This window comes from bacterium, assembly GCA_024228115.1.
In the GTDB taxonomy this organism is placed as follows: Bacteria; Myxococcota_A; UBA9160; order UBA9160; family UBA6930.
Genome location: JAAETT010000657.1, coordinates 1 through 21,165 on the forward strand (window position 1 = coordinate 1; position 21,165 = coordinate 21,165).

The 21,165-nt window shown below is 66.7% G+C and carries 19 protein-coding genes; 7 read left to right on the forward strand and 12 right to left on the reverse strand.

What is annotated here, in order from left to right:
* Positions 1 to 643 precede the first annotated feature (643 nt).
* The 6 genes from GY937_27370 to GY937_27395 form a co-directional block, all read right to left on the reverse strand.
* Positions 644 to 955 carry a hypothetical protein gene (locus GY937_27370; GenBank protein ID MCP5060435.1) on the reverse strand — a complete coding sequence of 104 codons (312 nt, stop codon included), beginning with the start codon at positions 953 to 955 and terminating at the stop codon, positions 644 to 646.
* Entirely contained in the window at positions 952 to 1,194 is a 243-nt protein-coding gene (locus GY937_27375; protein MCP5060436.1) for a hypothetical protein, read from the reverse strand. The genes GY937_27370 and GY937_27375 overlap by 4 nt, the downstream gene beginning before the upstream one ends.
* Before the next feature lie 165 nt (positions 1,195 to 1,359).
* Positions 1,360 to 2,535, reverse strand: a complete 1,176-nt coding sequence (locus tag GY937_27380; protein MCP5060437.1) for an ATP-binding protein — start codon at positions 2,533 to 2,535, stop codon at positions 1,360 to 1,362.
* Between the two features lie 74 nt (positions 2,536 to 2,609).
* Positions 2,610 to 3,782, reverse strand: a complete 1,173-nt coding sequence (locus GY937_27385; GenBank protein ID MCP5060438.1) for a hypothetical protein — start codon at positions 3,780 to 3,782, stop codon at positions 2,610 to 2,612.
* Positions 3,772 to 4,629 (reverse strand): hypothetical protein, encoded by an 858-nt coding sequence (locus tag GY937_27390; protein MCP5060439.1) that lies wholly within the window; start codon positions 4,627 to 4,629, stop codon positions 3,772 to 3,774. Before GY937_27390 ends, GY937_27385 begins: the two co-directional genes overlap by 11 nt.
* Positions 4,630 to 4,707: 78 nt before the next feature.
* Positions 4,708 to 6,942, reverse strand: coding sequence for a YjgP/YjgQ family permease (locus GY937_27395; protein ID MCP5060440.1), 2,235 nt, complete (start codon positions 6,940 to 6,942; stop codon positions 4,708 to 4,710).
* Positions 6,943 to 7,013: 71 nt separating this feature from the next.
* Between GY937_27395 and GY937_27400 the strand changes: the two genes are divergently transcribed.
* The gene (locus GY937_27400) at positions 7,014 to 7,799 is read left to right on the forward strand and encodes a phosphocholine cytidylyltransferase family protein (protein ID MCP5060441.1); all 786 of its coding nucleotides are present in this window, start codon (positions 7,014 to 7,016) and stop codon (positions 7,797 to 7,799) included.
* A 31-nt stretch (positions 7,800 to 7,830) separates the two neighbouring features.
* Here GY937_27400 and GY937_27405 read toward each other — a convergent pair whose 3' ends face one another.
* The 5 genes from GY937_27405 to GY937_27425 are packed head-to-tail and all read right to left on the reverse strand — an operon-like array spanning position 7,831 to position 14,979.
* Positions 7,831 to 9,045 (reverse strand): glycosyltransferase, encoded by a 1,215-nt coding sequence (locus GY937_27405; GenBank protein ID MCP5060442.1) that lies wholly within the window; start codon positions 9,043 to 9,045, stop codon positions 7,831 to 7,833.
* Complete coding sequence (locus GY937_27410; GenBank protein MCP5060443.1) at positions 9,033 to 9,716, reverse strand: hypothetical protein; 684 nt, start codon at positions 9,714 to 9,716, stop codon at positions 9,033 to 9,035. The genes GY937_27405 and GY937_27410 overlap by 13 nt, the downstream gene beginning before the upstream one ends.
* On the reverse strand, positions 9,713 to 12,007 hold the full coding sequence (locus tag GY937_27415) for a hypothetical protein (protein MCP5060444.1): 2,295 nt from the start codon (positions 12,005 to 12,007) through the stop codon (positions 9,713 to 9,715). Before GY937_27415 ends, GY937_27410 begins: the two co-directional genes overlap by 4 nt.
* Positions 12,004 to 13,692 (reverse strand): ABC transporter ATP-binding protein, encoded by a 1,689-nt coding sequence (locus tag GY937_27420; protein MCP5060445.1) that lies wholly within the window; start codon positions 13,690 to 13,692, stop codon positions 12,004 to 12,006. Before GY937_27420 ends, GY937_27415 begins: the two co-directional genes overlap by 4 nt.
* Before the next feature lie 6 nt (positions 13,693 to 13,698).
* Entirely contained in the window at positions 13,699 to 14,979 is a 1,281-nt protein-coding gene (locus GY937_27425) for a CDP-alcohol phosphatidyltransferase family protein (protein MCP5060446.1), read from the reverse strand.
* 8 nt (positions 14,980 to 14,987) lie between these two features.
* Here GY937_27425 and GY937_27430 point away from each other — a divergent pair, with 8 nt between their 5' ends.
* From GY937_27430 to GY937_27440, 3 genes are all read left to right on the forward strand, one after another.
* Positions 14,988 to 15,839, forward strand: a complete 852-nt coding sequence (locus GY937_27430; GenBank protein MCP5060447.1) for an NTP transferase domain-containing protein — start codon at positions 14,988 to 14,990, stop codon at positions 15,837 to 15,839.
* A 180-nt stretch (positions 15,840 to 16,019) separates the two neighbouring features.
* Positions 16,020 to 16,451: a hypothetical protein gene (locus GY937_27435; GenBank protein MCP5060448.1), complete on the forward strand. Its 432-nt coding sequence runs from the start codon at positions 16,020 to 16,022 to the stop codon at positions 16,449 to 16,451.
* Positions 16,427 to 16,843 (forward strand): hypothetical protein, encoded by a 417-nt coding sequence (locus GY937_27440; GenBank protein ID MCP5060449.1) that lies wholly within the window; start codon positions 16,427 to 16,429, stop codon positions 16,841 to 16,843. The genes GY937_27435 and GY937_27440 overlap by 25 nt, the downstream gene beginning before the upstream one ends.
* Here GY937_27440 and GY937_27445 read toward each other — a convergent pair.
* Complete coding sequence (locus GY937_27445) at positions 16,834 to 17,727, reverse strand: metallophosphoesterase (protein MCP5060450.1); 894 nt, start codon at positions 17,725 to 17,727, stop codon at positions 16,834 to 16,836. The genes GY937_27440 and GY937_27445 overlap by 10 nt on opposite strands.
* Before the next feature lie 166 nt (positions 17,728 to 17,893).
* Here GY937_27445 and GY937_27450 point away from each other — a divergent pair, with 166 nt between their 5' ends.
* From GY937_27450 to GY937_27460, 3 genes are read left to right on the forward strand one after another with little or no spacing between them, the layout of a single operon-like run.
* Positions 17,894 to 19,087: a CDP-alcohol phosphatidyltransferase family protein gene (locus GY937_27450; GenBank protein MCP5060451.1), complete on the forward strand. Its 1,194-nt coding sequence runs from the start codon at positions 17,894 to 17,896 to the stop codon at positions 19,085 to 19,087.
* A complete protein-coding gene (locus tag GY937_27455; GenBank protein MCP5060452.1) occupies positions 19,084 to 20,160 on the forward strand; it encodes a hypothetical protein in 1,077 nt (358 codons plus the stop codon). The genes GY937_27450 and GY937_27455 overlap by 4 nt, the downstream gene beginning before the upstream one ends.
* Positions 20,161 to 20,188: 28 nt before the next feature.
* Entirely contained in the window at positions 20,189 to 21,160 is a 972-nt protein-coding gene (locus tag GY937_27460; GenBank protein ID MCP5060453.1) for a hypothetical protein, read from the forward strand.
* The last annotated feature ends 5 nt before the right edge of the window (positions 21,161 to 21,165 follow it).

The following is a 21,165-nucleotide window of genomic DNA, read 5'->3' on the forward strand; positions in this document are numbered from 1 at the left end:
CCGAGTCCCGGGGCCCCAGTGGAAAGCGCCTGGCGCTTTCCACTGGGGCCCCGGGACTCGGCAGCGGAGAAGCCGGAATCAGAAGAGAAAGCGGACATTTCTACTTTGGAGAAAACCGGACATTTGTACTTTGGGCCGACACATTGTCTTCATGCTCCTGAGTTCCGTCCGCAGAATAGCCATCTAGCCAACACCCTGCTTCGGCAACGGAATTCGGCCAAGTCGCAAACCAACAGGGGAGACGTTTCGCCGGGCGCTTGCGAACGGTGGCGAAACGAACGCTTGGAGCTGCTCGAACGAGCGCACAGGAGCGGCGCCAGTGGAACCGGACTGATGGGTGAAGATGATCTGGTTCCTTTGCTTCCCTCGAACCTCGCAAGCGCCCCACCTGCTGGGCTCCTACCTCAGGTTGCGATTGCCTGGAGCCTCCGGTTTTGCCTACCGGGTTGCGCAATTCCTGTTCCTCCCGAGGTTGCCCAGGCGTGCCCCTCGGGGCTCCACGATCCATCTGTCAATCTCTCGGGGAACGGGTTTCCCCATATCAGGCAAGGGATTCCATAGCCGGGCTACGCGCGCTGCGCAGTCGAGGGCCTCGAAATCCGTTCCATCGCCCGATCGAGCTGGCCGGCGAACACCTGCCGGATCAGATCGAGGAAGATGGGGTCGATGATTCGCGGCTTGGCCGAGGACCAGCCTCCCGGAAGCCCATTCCGCCCACGCGATCATCGTCGGTGAACTGGTGCTGAAGGGCGAACAGCCAGCCATAGTAGACGCGGTCATCGATCGAGCCGTCGAGCCAGTGGTGAAGCTGGGCAAGCCGATGGTGCCAGAAGACGTGCCAGTACTGCCTTGGTGTCATCTCACCGTGGGCTACCCGCTCCGCAAGCTGCGTCGTGATTTCTGCAAATCGGCGATCGCACCACAGGCGTACGCGAATCCGGGAGTCCGCCTTCATCTGTCCCGGAGGTTCGGCTCCGTGACCGACCCGAGCCCAGGAAGATCGAGTTGGTCGACTTGACGTGCTTCTTCGGTCGAATCCAGACTCGCGACCGCCACGAGTTCGAATGGCTCGACCTGGAATGCAGATGCGACCACTTCCAGACTCGACAAGAAGACCTTCGAGCCCGCTTCGATGCGCTTGTACGTAGAAAGCGAAATCGGCGGAGGACCGCCGCCCGCATGCCTTTCAACCATCAAGTCGATCACGCGTTCCTGCGTCAGCGAACGAGCGGTCCTCGCCGCATGAACCCGGTCACGATCCCCATCGAAGCGGTGGCCGCGGTTTCGGGCTGATGGGGGCGCCTTCGCCCAGACGCACGACGAAGCCTGCGCGAACTGATCGCTCCGCCGGCTGGCCTTCTACCGGATCCACTTCTCCCGGTGCAGCCCTGCCCATGGGACCAGCTTTGCCTGCGAGCGCCGCTGGGTCTCCTCGCCGCCATAGGCCACAACCACGTCGCATGGGCGTGACGACTTCGCGAGGTAGCCACGTACTCGGTTCGCATCGCGAAACAAGCTGCTCGAGGCCGTCTGCGACGCTTTGGCTTCCACGAGCGTCAGACGGTCGGCGTGTTCGATCACCAGGTCGGCCTCGGCGGCGTCGCGATCGCGATAGAACGAAAGGTTGCTGGGCTCGCCGCGATTCAGCCGATGTTTCTGGATCTCCGAGACGACCCAGGTCTCGAAGATCGCGCCACGGAGGGGATGGGAGCGGAGCTGCTCTGTGGTGCGGATCCCGAGTAGCCAGCAGACGAGGCCGCTGTCATGGAAATGCAGCTTGGGCATCTTGACGAGCCGCTTTCGGAGGTTCGTATGAAACGGTGGGAGGCGGAAAGCCACGAAGCTGGTCTCGAGAATACTGAGCCACGCCTTTGCGCTCGGCTGGGAAATGCCGCAATCGCCACCGAGCGCCGAATAGTTGAGCAGCCGGGCCGTACGGCCCGCGCACAGCTCGACGAAACGCTGGAAGACGGCCAGATCGCCGACATTGCTGATCGTGCGCACGTCACGCTCAATATACGTCGCGGCGTAGGAGCGAAGCCAGTCGCTCGGGTCGAGCTTCTGATCGAAGATGCGAGGGTACCCACCTGCGAGAAGGGTTTCGTCGAGGCTCTTCGGATGCCGTCTGAAGCGGACGACTTCGCTCCGCGCCAGTGGAAGCAGATGCAGAACCGCCGATCGCCCCGCCAGCGATTGGCTGACGGATTCCAGCAGCGCGAGGTTCTGGGATCCAGTGAGAACCCAGCGCCCGGGCTTCGGATCGGCGTCGATGATGCCCTGAAGGTAGGAGGGCAAATCAGGAGCACGTTGCACCTCGTCAATGACGGCTCCACCCGGAAACTGGGCCAGGAAGGCTCGGGGATCCTCCGTCGCGAACGCGCGAACATCCAGTGCCTCGAGGCTGACGTACGGGAGCTTCGAGAAGACTGCGCGGCACAGCGTGGACTTCCCGCTTTGGCGAGGCCCGGTGAGCGTGACGGCGGGAAACTGGCGCGCCGCCTTCCGCAGCTGCGGCGTGAGATCGCGTTCGATCATCCGTATCGAGGGTAACGGCCAGATCCGGCTATTTCAAATTCCAATCTTGAAATAGCCGAGATTCGTGATGGCCACTAGCGACCGTCGAGCAGCTTTGCATCCGTCGGTACGGCGCGGATCCTGGCCGGCTCGAGTTTCCTCGGGCGATCGGGACCTGGCCGCGATGAGGGGCGGGGAGCGGCGGGCGAGACGGAAGGCTGATGCAGCGTGTCCCGGGGTTGGGGCGCCGGCATCGTGCGCGGCGGCTCGACCCGTGCGCCCGGGGGAAGCGTGGGCCGGGGGCGCGGTGCGAGCTTCGGGGCGGGCAGACGAATCTGCTCGACCGTCAACCGTGCGCCCTCGCTCTTGCCCTGCACCCAGACACGGGCGCCCGCCGTGAGCGCCGCAGCCTGCGGGGCCTCGGCTCCGAGCGCCAGCGAAAACGAGCCCACCTGCAGGCGACCACCAGGTCCGCGTTGCACCAGGCCCTCCACGGAAACCCGCGACAGGCCGGCCGTTCGAGCCAGTTCGGCCGGGTCCGGAAGCTGGAACTTCGGCCATGCGCGCTCGCGCCGCTCGATGCGACTCGCGAGGACGACCCCGTCGGCGTTGACGAGGCCGCTGACGGCGACCCGTTCGCCAACGCGAAGGTTCTCGACCGGAACAGGCATGCCCGAAACCCCGTCGACGACCAACGCATCTTCGGGGACCGCAATGGCGCGACCCGCGACCTGCAAGTCGTGGCCACCGGATTCGACGCGCTCGATCGTGCCGGCGGCCGCCAGGAAGACATCCACGTGGGTGGCGCGAAGCGTGCCGCCCTCTTCTTGCGCCACCAACCACAGAACCTGCCCCACGCGGAGCACGTCCACCGAAGCCGACTCGCCGGCCAACGTGACGGGGACGGAAGGATCGAGGGTGATTTCGTGGCCGTTCACGCACAGGCTCCCGAAGCCCGTCAACGTGCCGAACAGGCCCGTTCCGCCGAGGCCATCGTCCGCCAGGCCGGAGCCGCCGATTCCATCCACGGGATCACGGACTTCTCGGCCGGTGCCGCCGATGCCGTCCCCGGGGTCGCGGGTTTCTCGACCGGTCCCGCCAATCCCATCCTGTTGGCCGCCACGACCCGTTCCTCCAACGCCTTCCGCCCCGAGGGCAAGCAGCTCGCCTGCGGGCTCTTCGCATGCCGCGTCAGCGCGCAGAGAGGGCGAGAGGATCAACAGGAGGCCGACGAGTGCCGCGATGAATCCGGGAGTGCTAGGCCGCATCCGAACCGTCCTCGCCGGCATCGGAATCGTCCTTGCCCCAAAAGAAATAGAAGCCCAAGGTGATCCGGCGAAGGAGCCCCGAGGGCTCCGCATCGCGGTGCTTCAGCGCCCGTGCGCGCTTGTTCACCCTTTGCAGGGCTTCCATCCCGACCTCTTCCGAGAGGCGGGCCAGCTCTTCTGCCGATTCCTCTGACAGGCCTCCGTAGTACACCGCCCGATCGGGCATCGGCGGGCTCTCGCCGCGCAGGTTGTGGACGGCTGCGGCCAGGTGGTCGCGGGTGTTGCGTCCGAAGAAGAATGCCTTCTCATCGAAATCTTCACTGGGCACGAAGGCATCGACCTGAAGGTGGACGTGATCCTGCTCATCGATCCGGGCCACGCCGAGCCGCAGCCATTCGTCGAGGACCGCCCGCGGCCGGATATCCTTGCTCACCGAAGCGACCAATGCCTCGAAGCTGTTCTCGCCGGGTTCCGCCCGGCGCGGTAGCGCTGCGGGCCGCCCTTGGGAATCGAGATACGCGTCTTCACTCGTCCAGCGCACGGCGATCGCCGCGCCAAGCGGTGCATGCTGATCCGTGTCGTCATCGAGCCCGCCCTGCTCCCGAAGCCGCCGCACATCCTTCCGGTGGACGCCGGTCAGCAGGCTGAGTCGGGCATCGGTCTGGCCACGCCCCTCAAGTGGCAGCTCTTCCCGCGCCACATCGACGTACACCTCTTTGAGCAGGCGGCTCAGTACGGGAAAGCTGATCTGCTGATCGAGCAGGAAGCGAACCAGGGGTCGCAGCAGCTGGCGTAGGGCCAGCAGCGCCGCGGGACGGGGGCCGGGCTGGGGAGATTCGCTGGGCATGGATGTGGGAAATTTTACCACATCCAGGAGTGCCCCCAGGGGCCCTAAAGGTGACGCCTTCCGAGCGTCAACAGGGGCTCAGGCGCGCGGACGACCCAGGAGTACCACCAGACCCGAAAATGCCATCAGTGGCGGCGTCCAGCCGGCAGCGGCGGGCGAGAGCCGGCCGCCTTGCCCCAGCGAGGCCGCCACATCGCCGATCAGCAGGTAGGCCACGCCCAACGCCACACACAGCACCAGATTCCGGGCGGCTGAAGGGGGACGGCGGGAACGAACCACCAGCATCAAGGAGATGGCTGGGAGCAGCAGGCATGCCAGGGGGCCGGCATGCTTTCGGTGCCATGCGATGCGCAATGGGACGACCGGGAAACCGTTCGCCTCGGCCGCCTCGATCTCCACCGCAAGACTTCTCGCGGAATGGTGCATCGGATCGACCTCCGCGCGCCGCGCCTCACTCAGCGCGTAGCGAAGCGGCGGATCGATGTTCTGCAGGCCCTCGTCCGAGATGAGCACGGCTCGGGCGTCGAACAACTCCCATTCGCCGTCTCCCACGTGGCGCGCCTCGCGTGCATGGATGCGAGCGGATGGGAGACCGGTCGGCCCGGTTTCGAAGACGACCAGATCCGGAATGAGCCCACTCGCCAGACCGCTACGCGACGCGCGCACCAGTTGTCCTTCCATCCGATACCAAGCCTCGGTGGCCGAGCCCTCGGCAACGTCCTTGATGCGCTCGACCTTGATGCGATCCGCCCAGGCATTGCTGCGCGTGATGAGTGCTTCGTTGAACCAGAAATCCAGCGGAACGATGATCGCCGAGAAGATCAACACCGGGGTCAGCGCCCGACCGAGCCGGATACCGCAGGTCTGCATCGCAAGGAGTTCGCCGCGAGCCACGAGCAGGCTCACCGTCAACGCGCTGCCGGCGAGCAGACCCATCGGAATCACCCGAGAGGCCAGCAGAGGCGCACGGGCCGCATAGAAATGGGCGATCTCTCCGACCTCGGCCCGGTGCCGGGCGAACCACTCGAGGCGCTCGAGCACGTCGATCAGGAAATAGGCGACGAAAAGGGCCCCGAACGAAAGAAGTGCTGCTCCGACGTAGACACCGAGCACATAGCGATCCAAGACACCCCGCACGCCTACCGGCCGCTTCATGACGAGCTCCCGGTCGGGCGCCGAATGATCGGGTTCCTCGTCGAAGGGGTCCCGAGCCAGGCGCCCGAGCAGGACGGCGAGCAGGATCAGCACGACGAGGGGCGGCGACCACACGGCCCAGGCGACGGAATTCGCCGGATCCCGGAACATCGCATCGGCGAGCTGCACCAGGCCGTAGTAGCCAAGTGTCATGAAGAGGCCCGTCACGGCACCGCTCGAACGGGAGAAACGCCGACGCGCCAGGGCCAGGGGTGCCGCCAGCACACCTAACAACACCGCAGCCACGGGATGAGCGAAGCGCCGATGAAGCTCCGCCTGGGCACGCCGGGGATCGAAGCCTTGCGGATCACCCATCAGGGCGGCCGTTGACAGGGCGCCAAGCTGATCTCCGGGAGTGTCCTCTTCGGCCGAGAGTTCCAGCTCGGTGTCGAAGAGCGCGACCTCGACATGCTGGCCCCCGCCTACCGGAGAGCCCAACACCGAAGCGTCTTCCAACTGGAGGGAGAGCACACCCTCACCGATGGGGATCACCGTTCCCCTCTCGCCAAAGACGGCCTCCGCCAGATCCGGCATCCACAACAGGACCCCACGAAGTTCCTTTCCGTCGGGCGATGTTTCGCGCGCCAGGAGCTGCCGATCTCCGAATTCCACCACGTTGCCGGCGGTGATCAGCGCACCGGGCCGCTCCCGTGCGATGCGCTCCATATTCAGCTCGAGCTGAGCGCGGGCGAAGGGGGTCGCCCAGATCGAGAGCACTCCGGCAAGCAGCCCACCCGCGACGGCCACCCCCAGCACGGGCCTCACCAGCTGGAGACGGGACATGCCCATGGTCTCCATCGCCAGAAGCTCCAGATCCGCTTTGAGCCGACCGAGAGCGACGAGAACGCCGATCAGCAAGGCGAACGGAAGGGTCTGCGCCAACACCGGGAGCAGCTCCAACCCTGCGATCCGCCCCACCTCTGCCCCGCCCAGGCCACGGTTCACGATCCAGTCGGCGTAGGCCAGCAAACTCTTCGTGAGAAAGGCGATCGAGAGGCCCCCGAGGGCCACGGCGGCCGGCAGCGCCACTTCCCGCCGGACGGCACGGCGTAGGATCCGGCCCGGGCCAGCCTCGCCCGGCGCCCTGCCCCTCGACCCGATGTGTAGACCCGCTGTCACGTCCGCTATGGTGCCGGCGGCCGGGTTGGCCCGGCAGTGGGCTCAAACCAAGGGGGAGGCATGCGGCGCTCGTGAAGGCGATCCTGTTGAGCGCAGGCCAGGGACGTCGCCTCGCACGGGCCACGGATGGTGCCCCGAAGTGCCTGGTCCCGATCCACGGCGGTTGCTCCCTCCTCGAGCTTCAGCTCCGCAGCCTTGCCCGCTGCGGAATCGAACGCGTCGCGGTGATGGTCGGGTACGGAGCTGACCGCGTCGAGTCTGAGATTCTTCGCCTGGCGATCCCGGGCCTGGAAGTGGCCACCGAATACAACCCCTTCTCGGCCACCACCGACAATCTGGTCACGGCATGGCTGGCCCGTGCCGCAATGGACGAGGATTTCGTGCTCCTGAACGGAGACACGCTCTTCGAGGACCAGATCCTGAAACGGCTGCTGGCCGTGGATCGCTGCCCGGTGGCGATCGCGACGGCGAAAAAGCCTGCCTACGATGAAGACGACATGAAGATCGTACTCGGCCGTGACGAACGGCTGGAGGCGATCGGCAAGCGGCTGCCCCACCTCGTGCCCGATGGCGAGGCCATTGGAATGACCGTTTTTCGGGGCGAGGGCATCGACGGCTTCCGCCGCGTGCTCGACGAAATCGTTCGCACACCCGAAGGCGGCGATGCCTGGTACACTGCCGCCCTCGACAATCTGGCCGGGCGCCTGCGGATCGACACCGTACCGACCGGGAATTGCTGGTGGGCTGAAGTCGATACCCTGGATGATCTTCGACGGGTACGCGAAGTCTTCGAGCAGCGAAAGGCACACGCCTCGGCCGAGGATGAGTTCGTCTGGGCAGCTGCTTCTTTCGCCTGACTTCACCAGCCGGCCTTTGCCGGCAGGCGCCTCACGTCGTCCGCTCGCGATCGAGCAGCCCGAGCCAGCGATCCACGATGGGCTCCAACGCGAAATCCTGTGCCCTTCGGAGGAGGGCAGCTCGATCGACGGGTGTGTCGAGAGCGCGATCGATCGCTGCAGCCAACCCGTCCGAATCGCCGACCGGCACCAGCGCGCCGAGTTCGCCGCCCTGCAGGATTTCCCGAGGCCCGCTCGGGCAATCCGTGCTCACCACGGGACACCCGCAGGCCAGCGCCTGGATGACCACACCGGGCAATCCTTCGTACGCCGAGGACAGGACGAACAATCGGGCATGGGACATCCAGGCAAATGGATTCTCCGCATAGCCCGGTAGCTCGACATCTTCGGCCAGACCCAGCTCACGGATGCATGCCTCGAGGGCGGCCCGCTCGCGACCCTCGCCCAGCACCAGAAGACGTGCTCTTCGGTTTCGCCGCACGCAAGCGAACGCGCGGAGGAGCGTCGGAAAATCCTTCTGAGCTGCCAATCGGCCGACCGCCAGGCATACCGGTGGCTCACCCGGAGCGAGCCACGGATGAGGCGGCGGCTTGCCCGCGCCCTCCTTCACCTGCTCGAGACGAAGCGGATTCGGGATGACCTCGATGCGCTCGCGGGCGAGGCCCGCCACCTCGGCCAGATCATCAGCGACACCAGCGGACACGGCCACGACGGCGTCGGCCGAGGGATACGCGGCGCGAACCAAGCCCCCCAGCAAGGGACGGCGGTGGAAAGGGAAGCCCGCGTTTCGCACAGCACGAGAGAGATGCGTGCGCTGGCTGATCACCACCGGTAGTTCATGACGGGAGAGACGCCGGGCAGCGAGCAGGGAGAGGTTTACATAGTGGGATGCGGAAAAGGCTGCGTGAGGGCGAGAATGTCGCAGATACCGCGCCAACGCCGGCGTGCTGGCCAGGCTCCGGCGACGTTTTCGCGCGCGAAGCCAGGGCAGCCGTGCCATGCCTGCATCAAGCTCAACGAGCCGCACGTTCGGAGGTACCTGCGCGCGAAACGGGCCGCGCCCATCCGGCACGACCAGGTCGACGGGGATTCCCCGAGACGCGATCCCCTCGGCCAGCGTCAGCATCGTGCGCTGAACACCCCCCAGGCCGAGCCCACTGAGGACGATCGCCAGAGGGCCGGGGCCGCCCGGAACACCGTCTGTCGTACCCAGAGGGCCGGAACCGCCGGGAGCTACCGCTGCCATGGCCAGCAGGCCTCGAAGACGACGATGAATGCTCGCCGCAGCTCGCCCTCGGGACACGTGAGTGGATGAACGCCATGCCATGAGTTCGCACGGCGGGCGAACAGGAGGCTCTGGTTCCCCACGCAGGATGCGGATTCCGTGTGCGAGAAATCTTCGAAGGCCGGGCTGGAACGGTGGGAGAAGCGGCCCTCGTCATCGAGGACGCAGGTCTCTCCGCCCCACTCCCGCTGCCAGCGAGCGGGATCATTGAAGTAGAGGATATGCGAGCCCCGTTTGCGACGGGCATCGCAATGGGGAGAAACGGAGCACCCCCGCGGCGTGTAATGCCAGTGGTAGAGCAGCCGAACGGGCCGCCGCCCGAGGCGTCTCGCCAGGAAGCGTTGATAGGCAGGCCCCTCCAACTCCTCCACCAGCTGATGCCAGATCGGATGGACCGGCAGATCCTGGCGATATTCGAGGACATAACGATCGTGGGAGGCCTGGCCGAAGCGGCGCTCCTTGCCAAACATCGCCTCCAGCTGGTCGACGTCGGGCAGATGCTCATGCAGGGCCTGCCAAGCCTCGGGCCGCAAGGCGGGGCCCGCCCACCAGGGATAGGGACGCTGGTTCCGGAAGACCCGCGCTGGCGTCGCCTCCAAGCACTCGAAATCGATCAGCGGATTCCCGCTCATGCCAGATCCACTCCCATCAGCTCGCGCAACCTTCTTGCCACCTCCGGAGCTTCACGATGCGGCGTCACCGGTTCGAGGTGAGGCTCGCTGCCGAAGGTCTGGAGACGGCCCGCCCGAACCAGATCAGCGTGCAAGCCTTCGAGATCGCGGGTGGGCCGAAGCAAGCCGGCATCGATCCAGCGCGAGAGCACTCTCGGCAGGCCCTTCTGGGGGCGCGGCGTACCGCGATCATTCGGAGTGACCAGGAAGGCGCGGGCCAGGAGGGCATCGACGATCCTACCACCGAGCCCGCGGCCACCACGGGCCATGGAAATCCGCGGAAGCGGGTACACCATGACCGGGCGGTCCGTCGCACAAGCCTCCGCGAGCATCGACTCGCTCTCTCCCGTGACGATCAGCAGATCCGCCTTGGCCAGAAGGCCGAGGTACGGCGTCTCCTTGCCCGGTTCCCACGGAAAGAACTTCGCGCCCGTCCCCAATGCGCGCCCCAGGGCTGCCGTTGAAGCGTCCCCTGTGCGCGGGCTGGTCGTCACCCAGAGTTCGCCGCCGAGGCTCCGTGTGAGCGCAAGGGCCGCCAATGCCATCTGTCGAGCCTCGCTCGGACCGAGGCGATGTTTTCGGGTTTCTCCGCCAACCAGGACCGCGACACATGGGCGTCCGGCTTCGTTCGCGAGGCATTCCTTCCAGCGATCGGCCGCCCGGGCCAGCTCCGCATCATTGACCCGCGAGAGCGGCAGCAGGGTCTCGATGCGTCGCGGATGCGGCCAGAGCCGCGCATGGCGAGGCGTCACGACGAGATCGAACAAGCCGGCCGCCGCCCCTCCTTTGCGGCCAAGATGGACGAGACGCGTGCGCCCCTGGGCGCGTTCGCGCACCCACCGGGCGACCGGGGCTGCGCGTCTGCCGGCGGAGATCACCAGTTCGGGCCAGCGCGCGCCGAGCTTTGCGCGTTGCCCACGAGACAGGCCAAGCCGAGAAGCTCCGCGCAAGCGGGGATGGAGGTTCCCGAGCCGACCGAATCGCAGCCGGATGAGCTGGTAGTCCCAGCCCAGCTCTTCCGCCAGGCCGACGGCCTGGGTTTCGTTGCCGGCCCGGTCATCGACGACGACCCAGGTACGCGGAGTGTCGCAACCCAGAAAGCGGCCGCCCTCCGCGTGCCGCACGCGCCCCTTTGCGTCGCGCACGAAGAGTTCCCAATGCACGCCCCGGTAGCTCCGAGCCACCCCTTCGAAGCGCTCCACAAAGCGCGCGGAATGCGCGCCGGGGGCGGCGGCGACGAACAAGAATCGGCCCGCACCCTCGAACAGGCGGCGGAGCACCCAGCCCTGATCGGTTTCGGGCAATGCCTCGATGCCGCCAGGGACAAGGATGCCGTCGGCGGGCTCGGGCCGCGCGGCCACCAGCCACCTGTACAGTTCTTTGCCTTCGAGCTCCAGGACCCGATCGCTGGGCGTCACGCGGGCGAGCATTCGCAATATCTCCCGATTGGCCGGAAGCGCGTCCGAGGGAAAGAAGCGATCCCCACCGCTGGCCATGGCCTCACTCGGCCGGTCCTTGGAGAAGATCTCGTAGCCGGCCTCATCTGCGCGACGTTCGTAGGCCTTCCACAGCTCGGCTCCGGGCCCTTCGCGATAGGCGAATCGTTCCGGGAAAGGACGCCACGGTTGGGTATGCAGGATCGTGTAGTGAATGAGCTTGCTCTTCCCCTCTTCGTACTCCCCGTCTCGCGCGTTCCACTCGGGGGCGAGCGGCCCGCGTAGCCCCGGCACTCCCGCTGCCAGGTCCGATAATTCCTTCTTGTGCAACCGGGCGGCCGTCTCGCGATTCCACACCTCCGCCATGCGCGCACAATCGAACAACATCACAGAGGTCTCACGAGCGCTGCGCGCGAGATAGCCGTGGCCGTCGAGTTCCTGGTCGAAGAGTTCCGCGGGATCCGTCAGGTAGAGTTGGTCCACATCGTTGTAGATGGCCCGGCCCTGGCATCCGGCGAAGGTCGGAATCGCGAAGCGGTAGCCGGTGAAGCCGGTCGTCCATTCCCGGCGGTCGAAGCCGGCCAGGGCCTCCATACGGTAGATCTCGTATCGGCGTGCAGGATTCCGGTGCCTGGCGATGGACGCCACGAACACGCGCTCGGCCCGCCATTGTGCGGGCTCGGTGCCGAGAAAGATCCGAACCGGCGCGGCATCACTGGCGCCTTCGGCCGGTAGCACGATGCACTCGGGCTGCTCGCGAGCAAGCCTGCTCTCTTCGCGGCCTCGAAAACGCTTGAACCATGAGAAGAAACTCATCCGACCTGCTTCACCGTTCCGTTCTGGATCCGATAGACCCGGTCCGCCCGGTCGGCGAACGCCTGCTGGTGGGTGATCGCCAAAATCGTCATTTCGCCGCGCATACGTGCGACTGAGCGTACAATGGCCTCCTCGGTTTCGGGATCGAGCGACGCAGTGGCCTCGTCCAGGATGAGGAAACGAGGTTCGCGGACGATCGCGCGAGCGATCGCGATGCGCTGACGCTGCCCGCCCGAGAGGAGCACACCGCGCTCGCCAACCGGATTCGCCAGGCCGCCCTCGAGCCGCTCGACGAACGCCCGCGCCCCCGCCCGTTCGAGTGCCCGCCAGACATCCTCTTCGGAAAGATCCGGATCGCCGAGGGTCACGTTGACGAGCACGCTCTCGTGAAGCAGGAAGAGCTCCTGGGGCACGTAGCCCACCATACGGCGCCAGCCACGCAAGTCGATCTCGTCGAGATCGACACCGTCGAGCCGGATCGCCCCCCGATCCGGATGCACGAGGCCGATCAGGAGATCCGCCAGGCTGGTCTTGCCCGCACCAGAAGCTCCCATCAACGTCGTCAACCCGCCGGCGGGGATGAACAGGGTCGCGTCAGCGAGCACCTTTTCGGCGCCATACGCCAGACCGATCCCGTCCACTTCGATGCCGCGCTCGAGGGTCGGTTGAACGCCACCGTGAGGCCGCTCGGGTTCGGCCAGGGCCTCGTCGATGGTCGTCCGGAGTGACCAGTAGGCACTCTCCCGGGCCGCCATCTTCTGCAACTCCTTCTGGGCCTTCCCGACCGACGCCAACGTGCGCCCGAACAGGAGAGCGAGCATCAGGAGAGAAGAGAGCGCGATCCCCCAGGAGGTCGTGGCGACGTACAAACCGCCTGCCAGGCCCGCCACGATGATCGGTTCCTGCAGCGCCTTCAGGCCCTCCTTGCTGAGCACCTCCCCGCGCAGCGCCCGATCGAGGTGACGGGCCTCACGGCCCAGGAGAGGACCGAGCAGGGCTTCCCTTGCCATCGCCCGAAGTGGCTTCACTGCGTGCAGGGCATCCGAGAGATGGGAGACGGAGGTCTTCAACAGCTCGGTCTGCCGATTCCCGGCCCGGCGCGATGCCCGTACCAGCCCACCTAACGCCCAACTGCTGAGGCCGCCCAATGCGATCGCTCCCAGCGTCGCTTGCCACGAAACCAGAAAGGCGATCCCCGTGTAGAGCATCGTCTGGAGCACCGCGGCCAGGACCAGCGAACCGTGAAGGAACGCCTGGGATGCCCGCTCCGCTTCCGTCGTGAAGGCATTGGCGATCATCCCGACGGGGCGGCGCGTGAAGTAGGCCCAGCGCGCCCCCAGGAGCGCCCGCACCAGGGAGAGACGCAGCTCGGTTGCGACGCTGGCGACCGCGTAACCCACCTGACGATTCGCGAGCAGCACCAGCCCGGCCTTCGCCAGCATGCCCGCCAGCACGACCGTCAACAGCACCCCGAGGTCAGGCTCGAGCCCCACTCCTTCGACGGCGCCGCGTACGGCCATTGCCAGCGAGGAAGGCTCCGCTCCGTCTCCAGGCGCAGCCAGTTCCAACAGTGGCAGCAGCGTGGACATGCCGATGCCCTCGGCCAGGCTCGCGAGCAGCAGGCAGCCTAGCGTCGCCGCGCTACGGCGCGGATGGGCACGGGCGAATGCAAGAAGGATGCGCATGCTGCCCTACGCTGCCCCACCGGTGGGTGCGGCCATGATCTCCCGCGCCACCTGTGCGAGCCGAAAGGAGTGGAAGATCAAGGTCGCAGCTTGCCATGCCACAATGCCGAGAAACGCGGGCCCGGGGACGCCCAGGAGCAGCCCGAGGGTGAACAGCGGTACATTGATGTTGCGTCGCGAGATGAAGGTTCGCATGCGCACGTCGATTTCGGCCCAGGCATGGATGGAGCGGCCCCCGGTGATGCGGGTGAATGCCTCTCCGACCAGGCGATCGGCCACATAGAACCCGAGCATCCACCAGGCAGCGGAAATCCAACCGCCTCCGCCAAGACCGACCGCCCAGCCCAGGTACCAGAGCGGCGGGTGCACGACGTCGAGCCCGTGGTCGAGCACATGGCCGAGCTTCGACGCGCGATGGGTGAGCCTCGCGAGCTTGCCATCCACGGAGTCGAGGACGCTCATCGTGTACGCCAGCGTCAGGCCGGCAACCCATTGGCCGGCGGCGAAGAGGGGAATCGCGGCAAACGTGATCGCCACATTGAAGACGGACACCCAGTTCGGATGAACACGGTAGCGAGCAAGCGGCCGAACCAACTGCCATACGATGGGCGGGTAGACATGCTTGGTGAAGAAATCGGTCGAGCCCTTGTAGTTGGCTTCGAACAGAAAGCGCTCGCAGCGATCGCGTTCGCCGTCGTTCGTCGGCCGAAACACCCAGGGAGTGAGGTGTCTCCGCAGCTTCTTCAGGTAGGCGTCGATCCCCTCGGCGGGTTCGTTCTCGAGGCTCCCGCTCAGAAGCCAGGCTTGCGCGAGAGATGCCAGGTCACGCGCTTCCGGTGCGACGGGCGGCGGGCCTTCGAGGCGCAACACGGCGGAATTTCGCCCGACCCCGGGCGCCGGAGGGGCGCCCAGCACAGCACGGCTACCTTGCCGCTCGAGTAGATGCAGAAGGATCCGGGGATCGACCACTGCATTGGCCTCGAGCGCGAGAAGCACCGGGGCCTGGCCGGCGGCTTCGACGATCCGCTTCGCCAGCGGCGCGGCGCCGCTCACGCGTTCCACCCGGAGTCGCCCGCCCCCGCCGGCCAGATCTGCGGGCAGGGGCATGGGTTCGTCCGAGTTCTCGTGGAGCCAGACCCTCGCACCTTCGAGGCCCGCGTCGAGCAGGGCGCGAAGGGCGTGCTCGAGGAGCGACATCCCAAACAGACATCGCCCACAGCCAGCGTGGGTGGCTTCCACGAGGACTTCGACGCCGGAGTCTTCCCGGCCGCTGCCCTCGGTTACCATGAGCCGCGATGCTAGCGAACCCCCGTACCGGAACGCCGACGGAGACCGGTGCCGTCGCCTTCTTGCTGGGCGGCCGACGCCGCGGCGGTGATGCCCTCGCGGAGGCAGCCGGGGTGAGCCACAAGGCGCGGATTCCAATCGCAGGGGTTCCCATGGGGCTTCGGGTGATCCGCACGCTACACGCGGCCGAGCAGATTTCCGAGACCTGGCTATGCACCGACGACCCGGAGATGGCGTCTCACGAGGAGGTTGCGAAGGCCCGCGAGCGAGGCGAGATCCACGTTCACACGCCGGCGGAAACACCCAGTGGCAGTGTCGAAAACCTGCTCTCCCGTCTCGATCGGCCGCGGCCGGTGCTCGTGACGACCGCCGATCATCCCCTCCTCGAACCGCGGATGATCGACCATTTCATCGAGCGAGCCAGCCAGTGCGACTGCGACGTCGTCGTCGGCGTCGTCCCCGAACACACCGTCCGCGAGCACTACCCCGATGTCCGGCGCACATTCGTGGCACTTCGCGATGAACGCGTCACGGGCGCGAACCTCTTCTTCCTGCGCACACCGCGTGCGGTCCGAGCCGTCGCCTTCTGGCGCGAAATGGATGCGCACCGCAAGCACCCGTGGCGCCTGGCGGCCAGGATTGGTGCGGGCTCCCTCGCACGCTTCGCCCTCGGCCGCCTCGATCTCGATGCCGCCGTGAAGCGAATCTCCAGACGCGCCGGCGTCCGCGCCGAAGCACTCCGACTGCCATTCCCCGAATGCGCCCTCGACGTCGACCGCCCGGAACATCTCGCCCTCGCTGAGCGGATCCTCCAGGCCCGCCACAACAAGTCAACCAGCGGGGACGGGGTTTACAATTGACTTGTTGAAAGGGGCCTGGCCCCTTTCAACAAGTCAATTGTAAACCCCGTCCCCGCTGGTTGACTTGCAATGGTCCCGTGCAGGTATCCGGAAGTGGACCTTGGGCCGGGTTCAGGGATCGGCTACCCGTGGGAGTCCGGGCGTCGATGACGCCCGCCCACCCATCGCCCGGAGGCAACCATGTCGGTAAGCGCGCAAGAAGACTCGGGCCGCCTCGCCTTCGACCCGTGGACACTCACCCTGGGCCTCTTCGGTTTGGCCAACCTCGCCAATGGGATCTGGATGCTCGTCGATCCGGTCCATTGGTACTTTGAGGTCCCGGCCGGGGTGCCGGACTTCGGGCCGCTGAACGAACACCTCGTTCGCGACGTCGGCTGCATCTTCACCTTGATAGGTGGCGGCCTGATCGCCGCAGCCTTCGTGCCGAGCCTCCGCGTCATTGCCTGCGCAGCCGCAGCCGGCTTCTCCGTACTCCATGCACTGGTCCACGTCCTCGATACCGTTCGCGGCCTCGTGGGCTCGGAGCATTGGCTCATCGACCTGCCGGCGGTCTACGCACCGGCGCTGATCCTGAGCGGGATGACCTATTGGCTCGCCAAGATCAATCGCTGAAGCCCTGGCATTGGCTCCTGGCGGCGGTGGCCGGACTCGGACTCAGCAGCCTTCCCCTTCTTCGTTATGTACATCTGGGCAGCCCCGTGGGCGCTCATACCGACCATGCTTCCAGACACGGCGGCCAGCTCCAGATGGTCGGCGACCACCATCTTGAGCTATTGCGGCAGCAGCGACGTGCCATGATCTACGTCAGCGACGCCGTTCGTCAGCCCATGCAACCGGCCAGCGGCTGGATCACGGTGGATGGCGCGCCTCGGCGACCTCTTCACTGGGACGGCCAGCGGATGTGGGCGGAAGACATTCCGGAGACGCAACCACTCGCCGTCGAGTTGATCCTCCAGGACGGCACGACGCTTAGATGGACGTTTGCGACCGGCGATCATCCCTGAGGGCGAAGCTCCCGCGCGGGTGCTTCCTCGAAGCGACCCGAGTTGGGATCGAGAACCCGCGCCTTGAATTCCCAGACACCGCCGGAGAGGGGCCGGAGCAGGTGGTAGCGAGCTCTGCGATCGCTCCCCCTGACGCCCCGTGCCGAGGCCGAGGGCACGCCGATCACCGGGATGGAACGCCGGGGGCCGCTCAACCGGCTGAACACAAGGCGGTGTACGTGCCCGTGGAGCACGAGCTCGGCCCCCGCGCGCACCAGCACATGCTGCAGCGCGGCGGCATCCTCGAGGGCCCGCCGGCCGGAAATCCCTTGGGTCCAGGGCGGATGGTGCAGCATCACGACCCTCTGCAATCCGCGCCGGCCGAGAGTTCGCAGGCAGCGCTCCAGGCGGAGGCGAGCCAGCCGGCCGATCCGGCCCGTCGCCAGACCCGCCCGTGTGGCAACGGCTGAATCGGCGCCAACCAAAGCGACGCCATCGGTCACCCGGACCCTGACGCGCTCTTCACCGATCCATGGACCGTCGCCGGCGAGAAACGGGCCCCAATCCGCCGCGATCGCCCGGGCCGAGCCGGGGACGTACACATCGTGGTTGCCGGGCACGAGAAACACCCGCTGGGGCCCTCCGAGCCTCTCGAGCCATTGCCTCCCAACCTCGATCTCACGCGGGAGGCCCTGGTTCGTCACGTCACCCGTGACCAGGACCCGGTCCGGAGCGGTCATCTCGAGATCTCGCAGCAGGGCCTCGAACACCTCGGGCCGGTGCTCGTGACGCCGCCGAAGCCCCCAGGAAAGAGCGCCCAGCACCCGCTTGGGACTGATCTCGCCCACGCTGCGCCACCTGGGCGAGGTGATGTGCAGATCCGAGAGGTGGGCGAGTAGCGGCACGGCGGGGGATCAGGATCGGCCGACCGGGCGGCTGCCGCCAGGGCGCAACAGGGATCGGCCGACCGGGCGGTCGCCGCCAGGGCCCCGAAGGGCGCGCGAGGCCGCCTTCATCCGGTTGCCAGACCCGTATGGTACTGTCCGCCGCTGGTTCGGGAGGAGGGGGCGCGTGCCCGGAGCCCAAGATGGGGGAAGTCAGCCCCGCCGGAGCAGTGCAACCGGCGTCTGGGTCACACCGCTCGAGGTGGAAACCCAGCTGTTCGGTATCTGCCCTACCGAGCGGCTGCGCCGTGCCTTCGGCGGTGACGCCGTCGTGTGGACGGGCAGCCAACCTCCCCCGGCCGAACACGCTCGCCGCTGGCTCGTGCTCCGAGGCGACTTCGTCTTCGACGAACGCCTTCTCGAAGCGTTGAAGACCACTCGAGATGTGGTGCTCCTCTCTCGCCCGGCGGATGGGGCCATTGCGGTGGCCGCCCACATCCGTTCCGACCAACTCGCCCTGGCCGCGGGTTGGATCCGCGACGGCAAACCCGCCCTGGCGGACGGAATCGCCCTGGCACGGCCGGATGACCTGGTCCATCCCTACGACACCAAGCTGCGCAAACGCCAGCCGGCGCTCGTCGCTCGGGTCACTGCGGAAGGCGCGACCGGCTTGGAGCAGCAGCTCTTCGATGCTTCCTACAAGGGCGTCACGGACTGGGTCACACGCTCGCTCTGGCCCCGGCCCGCCCTCGCAACGACCCGCGTTCTCGCCCGCCATGACGTGAAGCCGAACACGGTCACCCTCGCGAGCTGGCTGCTCGCCATTGGCACCGTAGGAGCGTTTCTGTCTGGCGCGCTCGGCATCGGACTCGTGATGGCCTGGGCGATGACCTTTCTCGACACCGTGGATGGCAAGCTCGCTCGCGTCACCCTGCGCACGAGTCCGTTCGGGAACGTGTTCGATCACGGCCTCGATCTCATCCACCCGCCGTTCTGGTGGTGGGCCTTCGGCGGTGCAGCCGCCGGCATGCCGCCAAGCTTCGTCGGAGAGTGGGTCCCCCTGGCCACCTCGATCTGTGTGATGGGCTACGTCGCGGGGCGCGTACTCGAAGGGATCTTCCTGATTGGCTTCGGCTTCGAGATCCATAGCTACCGCCCCATCGACTCCTGGTTCCGCCGCATCACCGCTCGGCGGAATCCAAACCTCGTGCTCCTCAGCGCCGCGACGCTGGCCGGCCTGCCGGCGCTCGGCATGCTGGCCGTTGCCGGTTGGACCCTGGCCTCGATCGGTTTTCACGTCATCCGCCTGGCGAGCGCTTGCACGCAGGCACTGCTCGGACATGGCGTCGTGCCGTGGGAAGAGGAGGGTCGGACGTCGTGAATTTGCGCCTCGGAACCGCCACCGTCCTCGCATGGCTGGTTCTCCTTCACGCGGCACCCGTGCCGGCGGAGCCTGGAGAGCTGGCAGCTGCCCGCATGCCCCAAGCGGAGCTTGGCTCCGAGTTCTGGAACCTGACCGCTCGCTTCGATACCGGCGAGCATCTGATGATCGAGCTGTGCATCACCAACGTCGGATTGGGCGACGCCAACGCGGCCGTCATCGGCCATCTGATCGAAGCCGATGGCACGGTGCATTCCTTCGATGGCGCCAAATCCCGGGGCGAGTGGACACTCTCCGACGATCGGCTGCACATGGTCATCGGCAAGCTCGAACTCGACCAGCGTGGGCCGGTCCATCGGCTTCACATCTGGAAGGAGCGCGTACGCGTCGATCTCACGTTCGGGCCAGGCGGTGAAGACACGCGGCTATCGGAGTCCACGGGCCGGGATCGTGGCTTCGATCTGCTCGGCACGGAAACCGCGATCACGGGCCAGCTCTGGACGGAGGGAAAACAGGAACGAACGGTCCAGGGACGCCTCGTCCGGACCCATCGCTGGGCAGAGAAGCTCGAATCTTCCTTCGTGCTGAGACGCATCGAGCTCTTCACCCTGGCAGGGGATACCAGCGTCTACCTGGTCGAGACCACGGATCCATCGGGCGGCGCCGAGAGTTGGTTGCGAGTGCAACAGGAGGACCAAATCCTCATCGCGGAGCGGGTTTCGACGAGGCTCGTCTGGGCGGAGGCACCGGCGCCGCAGGGCTTCCCGATCCCGGAAGCCATCGAGATCGAGGGCAATGGTGTGCGCGGCCGATTCGAGCTGGGTACCGGCCTGGTGCGCTACGACCCCCTCCGTGACCTGCCCGCGGCGGTTCGCTGGGTCTTGGCACCCTTCATCCGTTGGCGGACCGCGTGGAGCACGGCGCCGTTCGAGCTCGAGATTGCGGCGGCAGCCGAGGCCCCCTTGAAGCTCGGGGGCAGTGGCGTTTCCAATGTGACCTATTTCAATGAGGTGTCCCCTGCGATGAATGTCGCGGCACCTCCCGCCGAAGTCTCATGCGGATCCGACTGCTGATGCATTGGATGAACGAAACGGAAGGCCGATGAACGAGGCCGGAATCCCGACGAGCAGGATTGGCGTGCTCACCAACCTGAAGGCCGGAGGCCGCAGCCGCAGAACCGATGCGGTTCTCGCTGAAGCCGATCGTCATGCCGGGTTGCTCCATCGCGAAACACCGAGCTCCGCCGAAGTTCCGGCAACGGTCGCGGAGTTTGCGGATCGGGGCATCGAGCTTCTGGTCGTGAACGGCGGCGATGGCACCCTCCAACGCGTGCTGACGGAGATCCTCGGACACACGCCGGGCTGGCGACCGAAGGTTGCGCCCTTGCGCAGCGGGCGCACCAACATGGCCGCCCTCGATTTCGGGGCGAACCGATCCCCCGTTCAGGCTCTGCGTCATCTTCTCGAGGACGCTCGGCAGGGCCAGCTGGGGCCGCGTGCCTGTTCACGACCCGTGTTGCGAATGGAACTGGTCGGAGAGGGTGCGCCCCACTTCGGAATGTTCTTCGGAGCGGGCGCCATCTACCGCGCAGTCAAGCTCACCCAGCGGAGCTTCCCGAAAGGCAAGGCCCAGGGTGTGTTGGGCGGCTCGGTCATGATCGCCACATTGCTCCCGCAGCTGCTCTCGGGCCGCCGAGCAGGTGTGCTGACTCCCGACAAGGTGCAACTCACCCTTGACGCGCAGCTCGCCGGTACGGATGCCTACACCGTGGTCGCCGCCTCCACCCTGGAAAGACTGTTCTTGCGGATGCGCCCCTTCTGGGGCGAAGGCCCGGGCTCCGTCCGCCTGACGACGATGACGACGGGCGCCCGCGGAGTGGGACGCGCACTTCCCCAGATCCTTCGAGGCCTCCCCCCGACCCGAGCCACCGACGGTTTCGAAAGCCACAACGCCCACGAGGGTCACTTCCGGCTGAATTGCGGCGTCATCCTCGACGGCGAGCTCTTCGACCCCAAGAGCGAGCGCATGGTGCGCCTCACGGCCCCCGAACGGGTCGATTTCCTGCGAGCCTGAAGAAG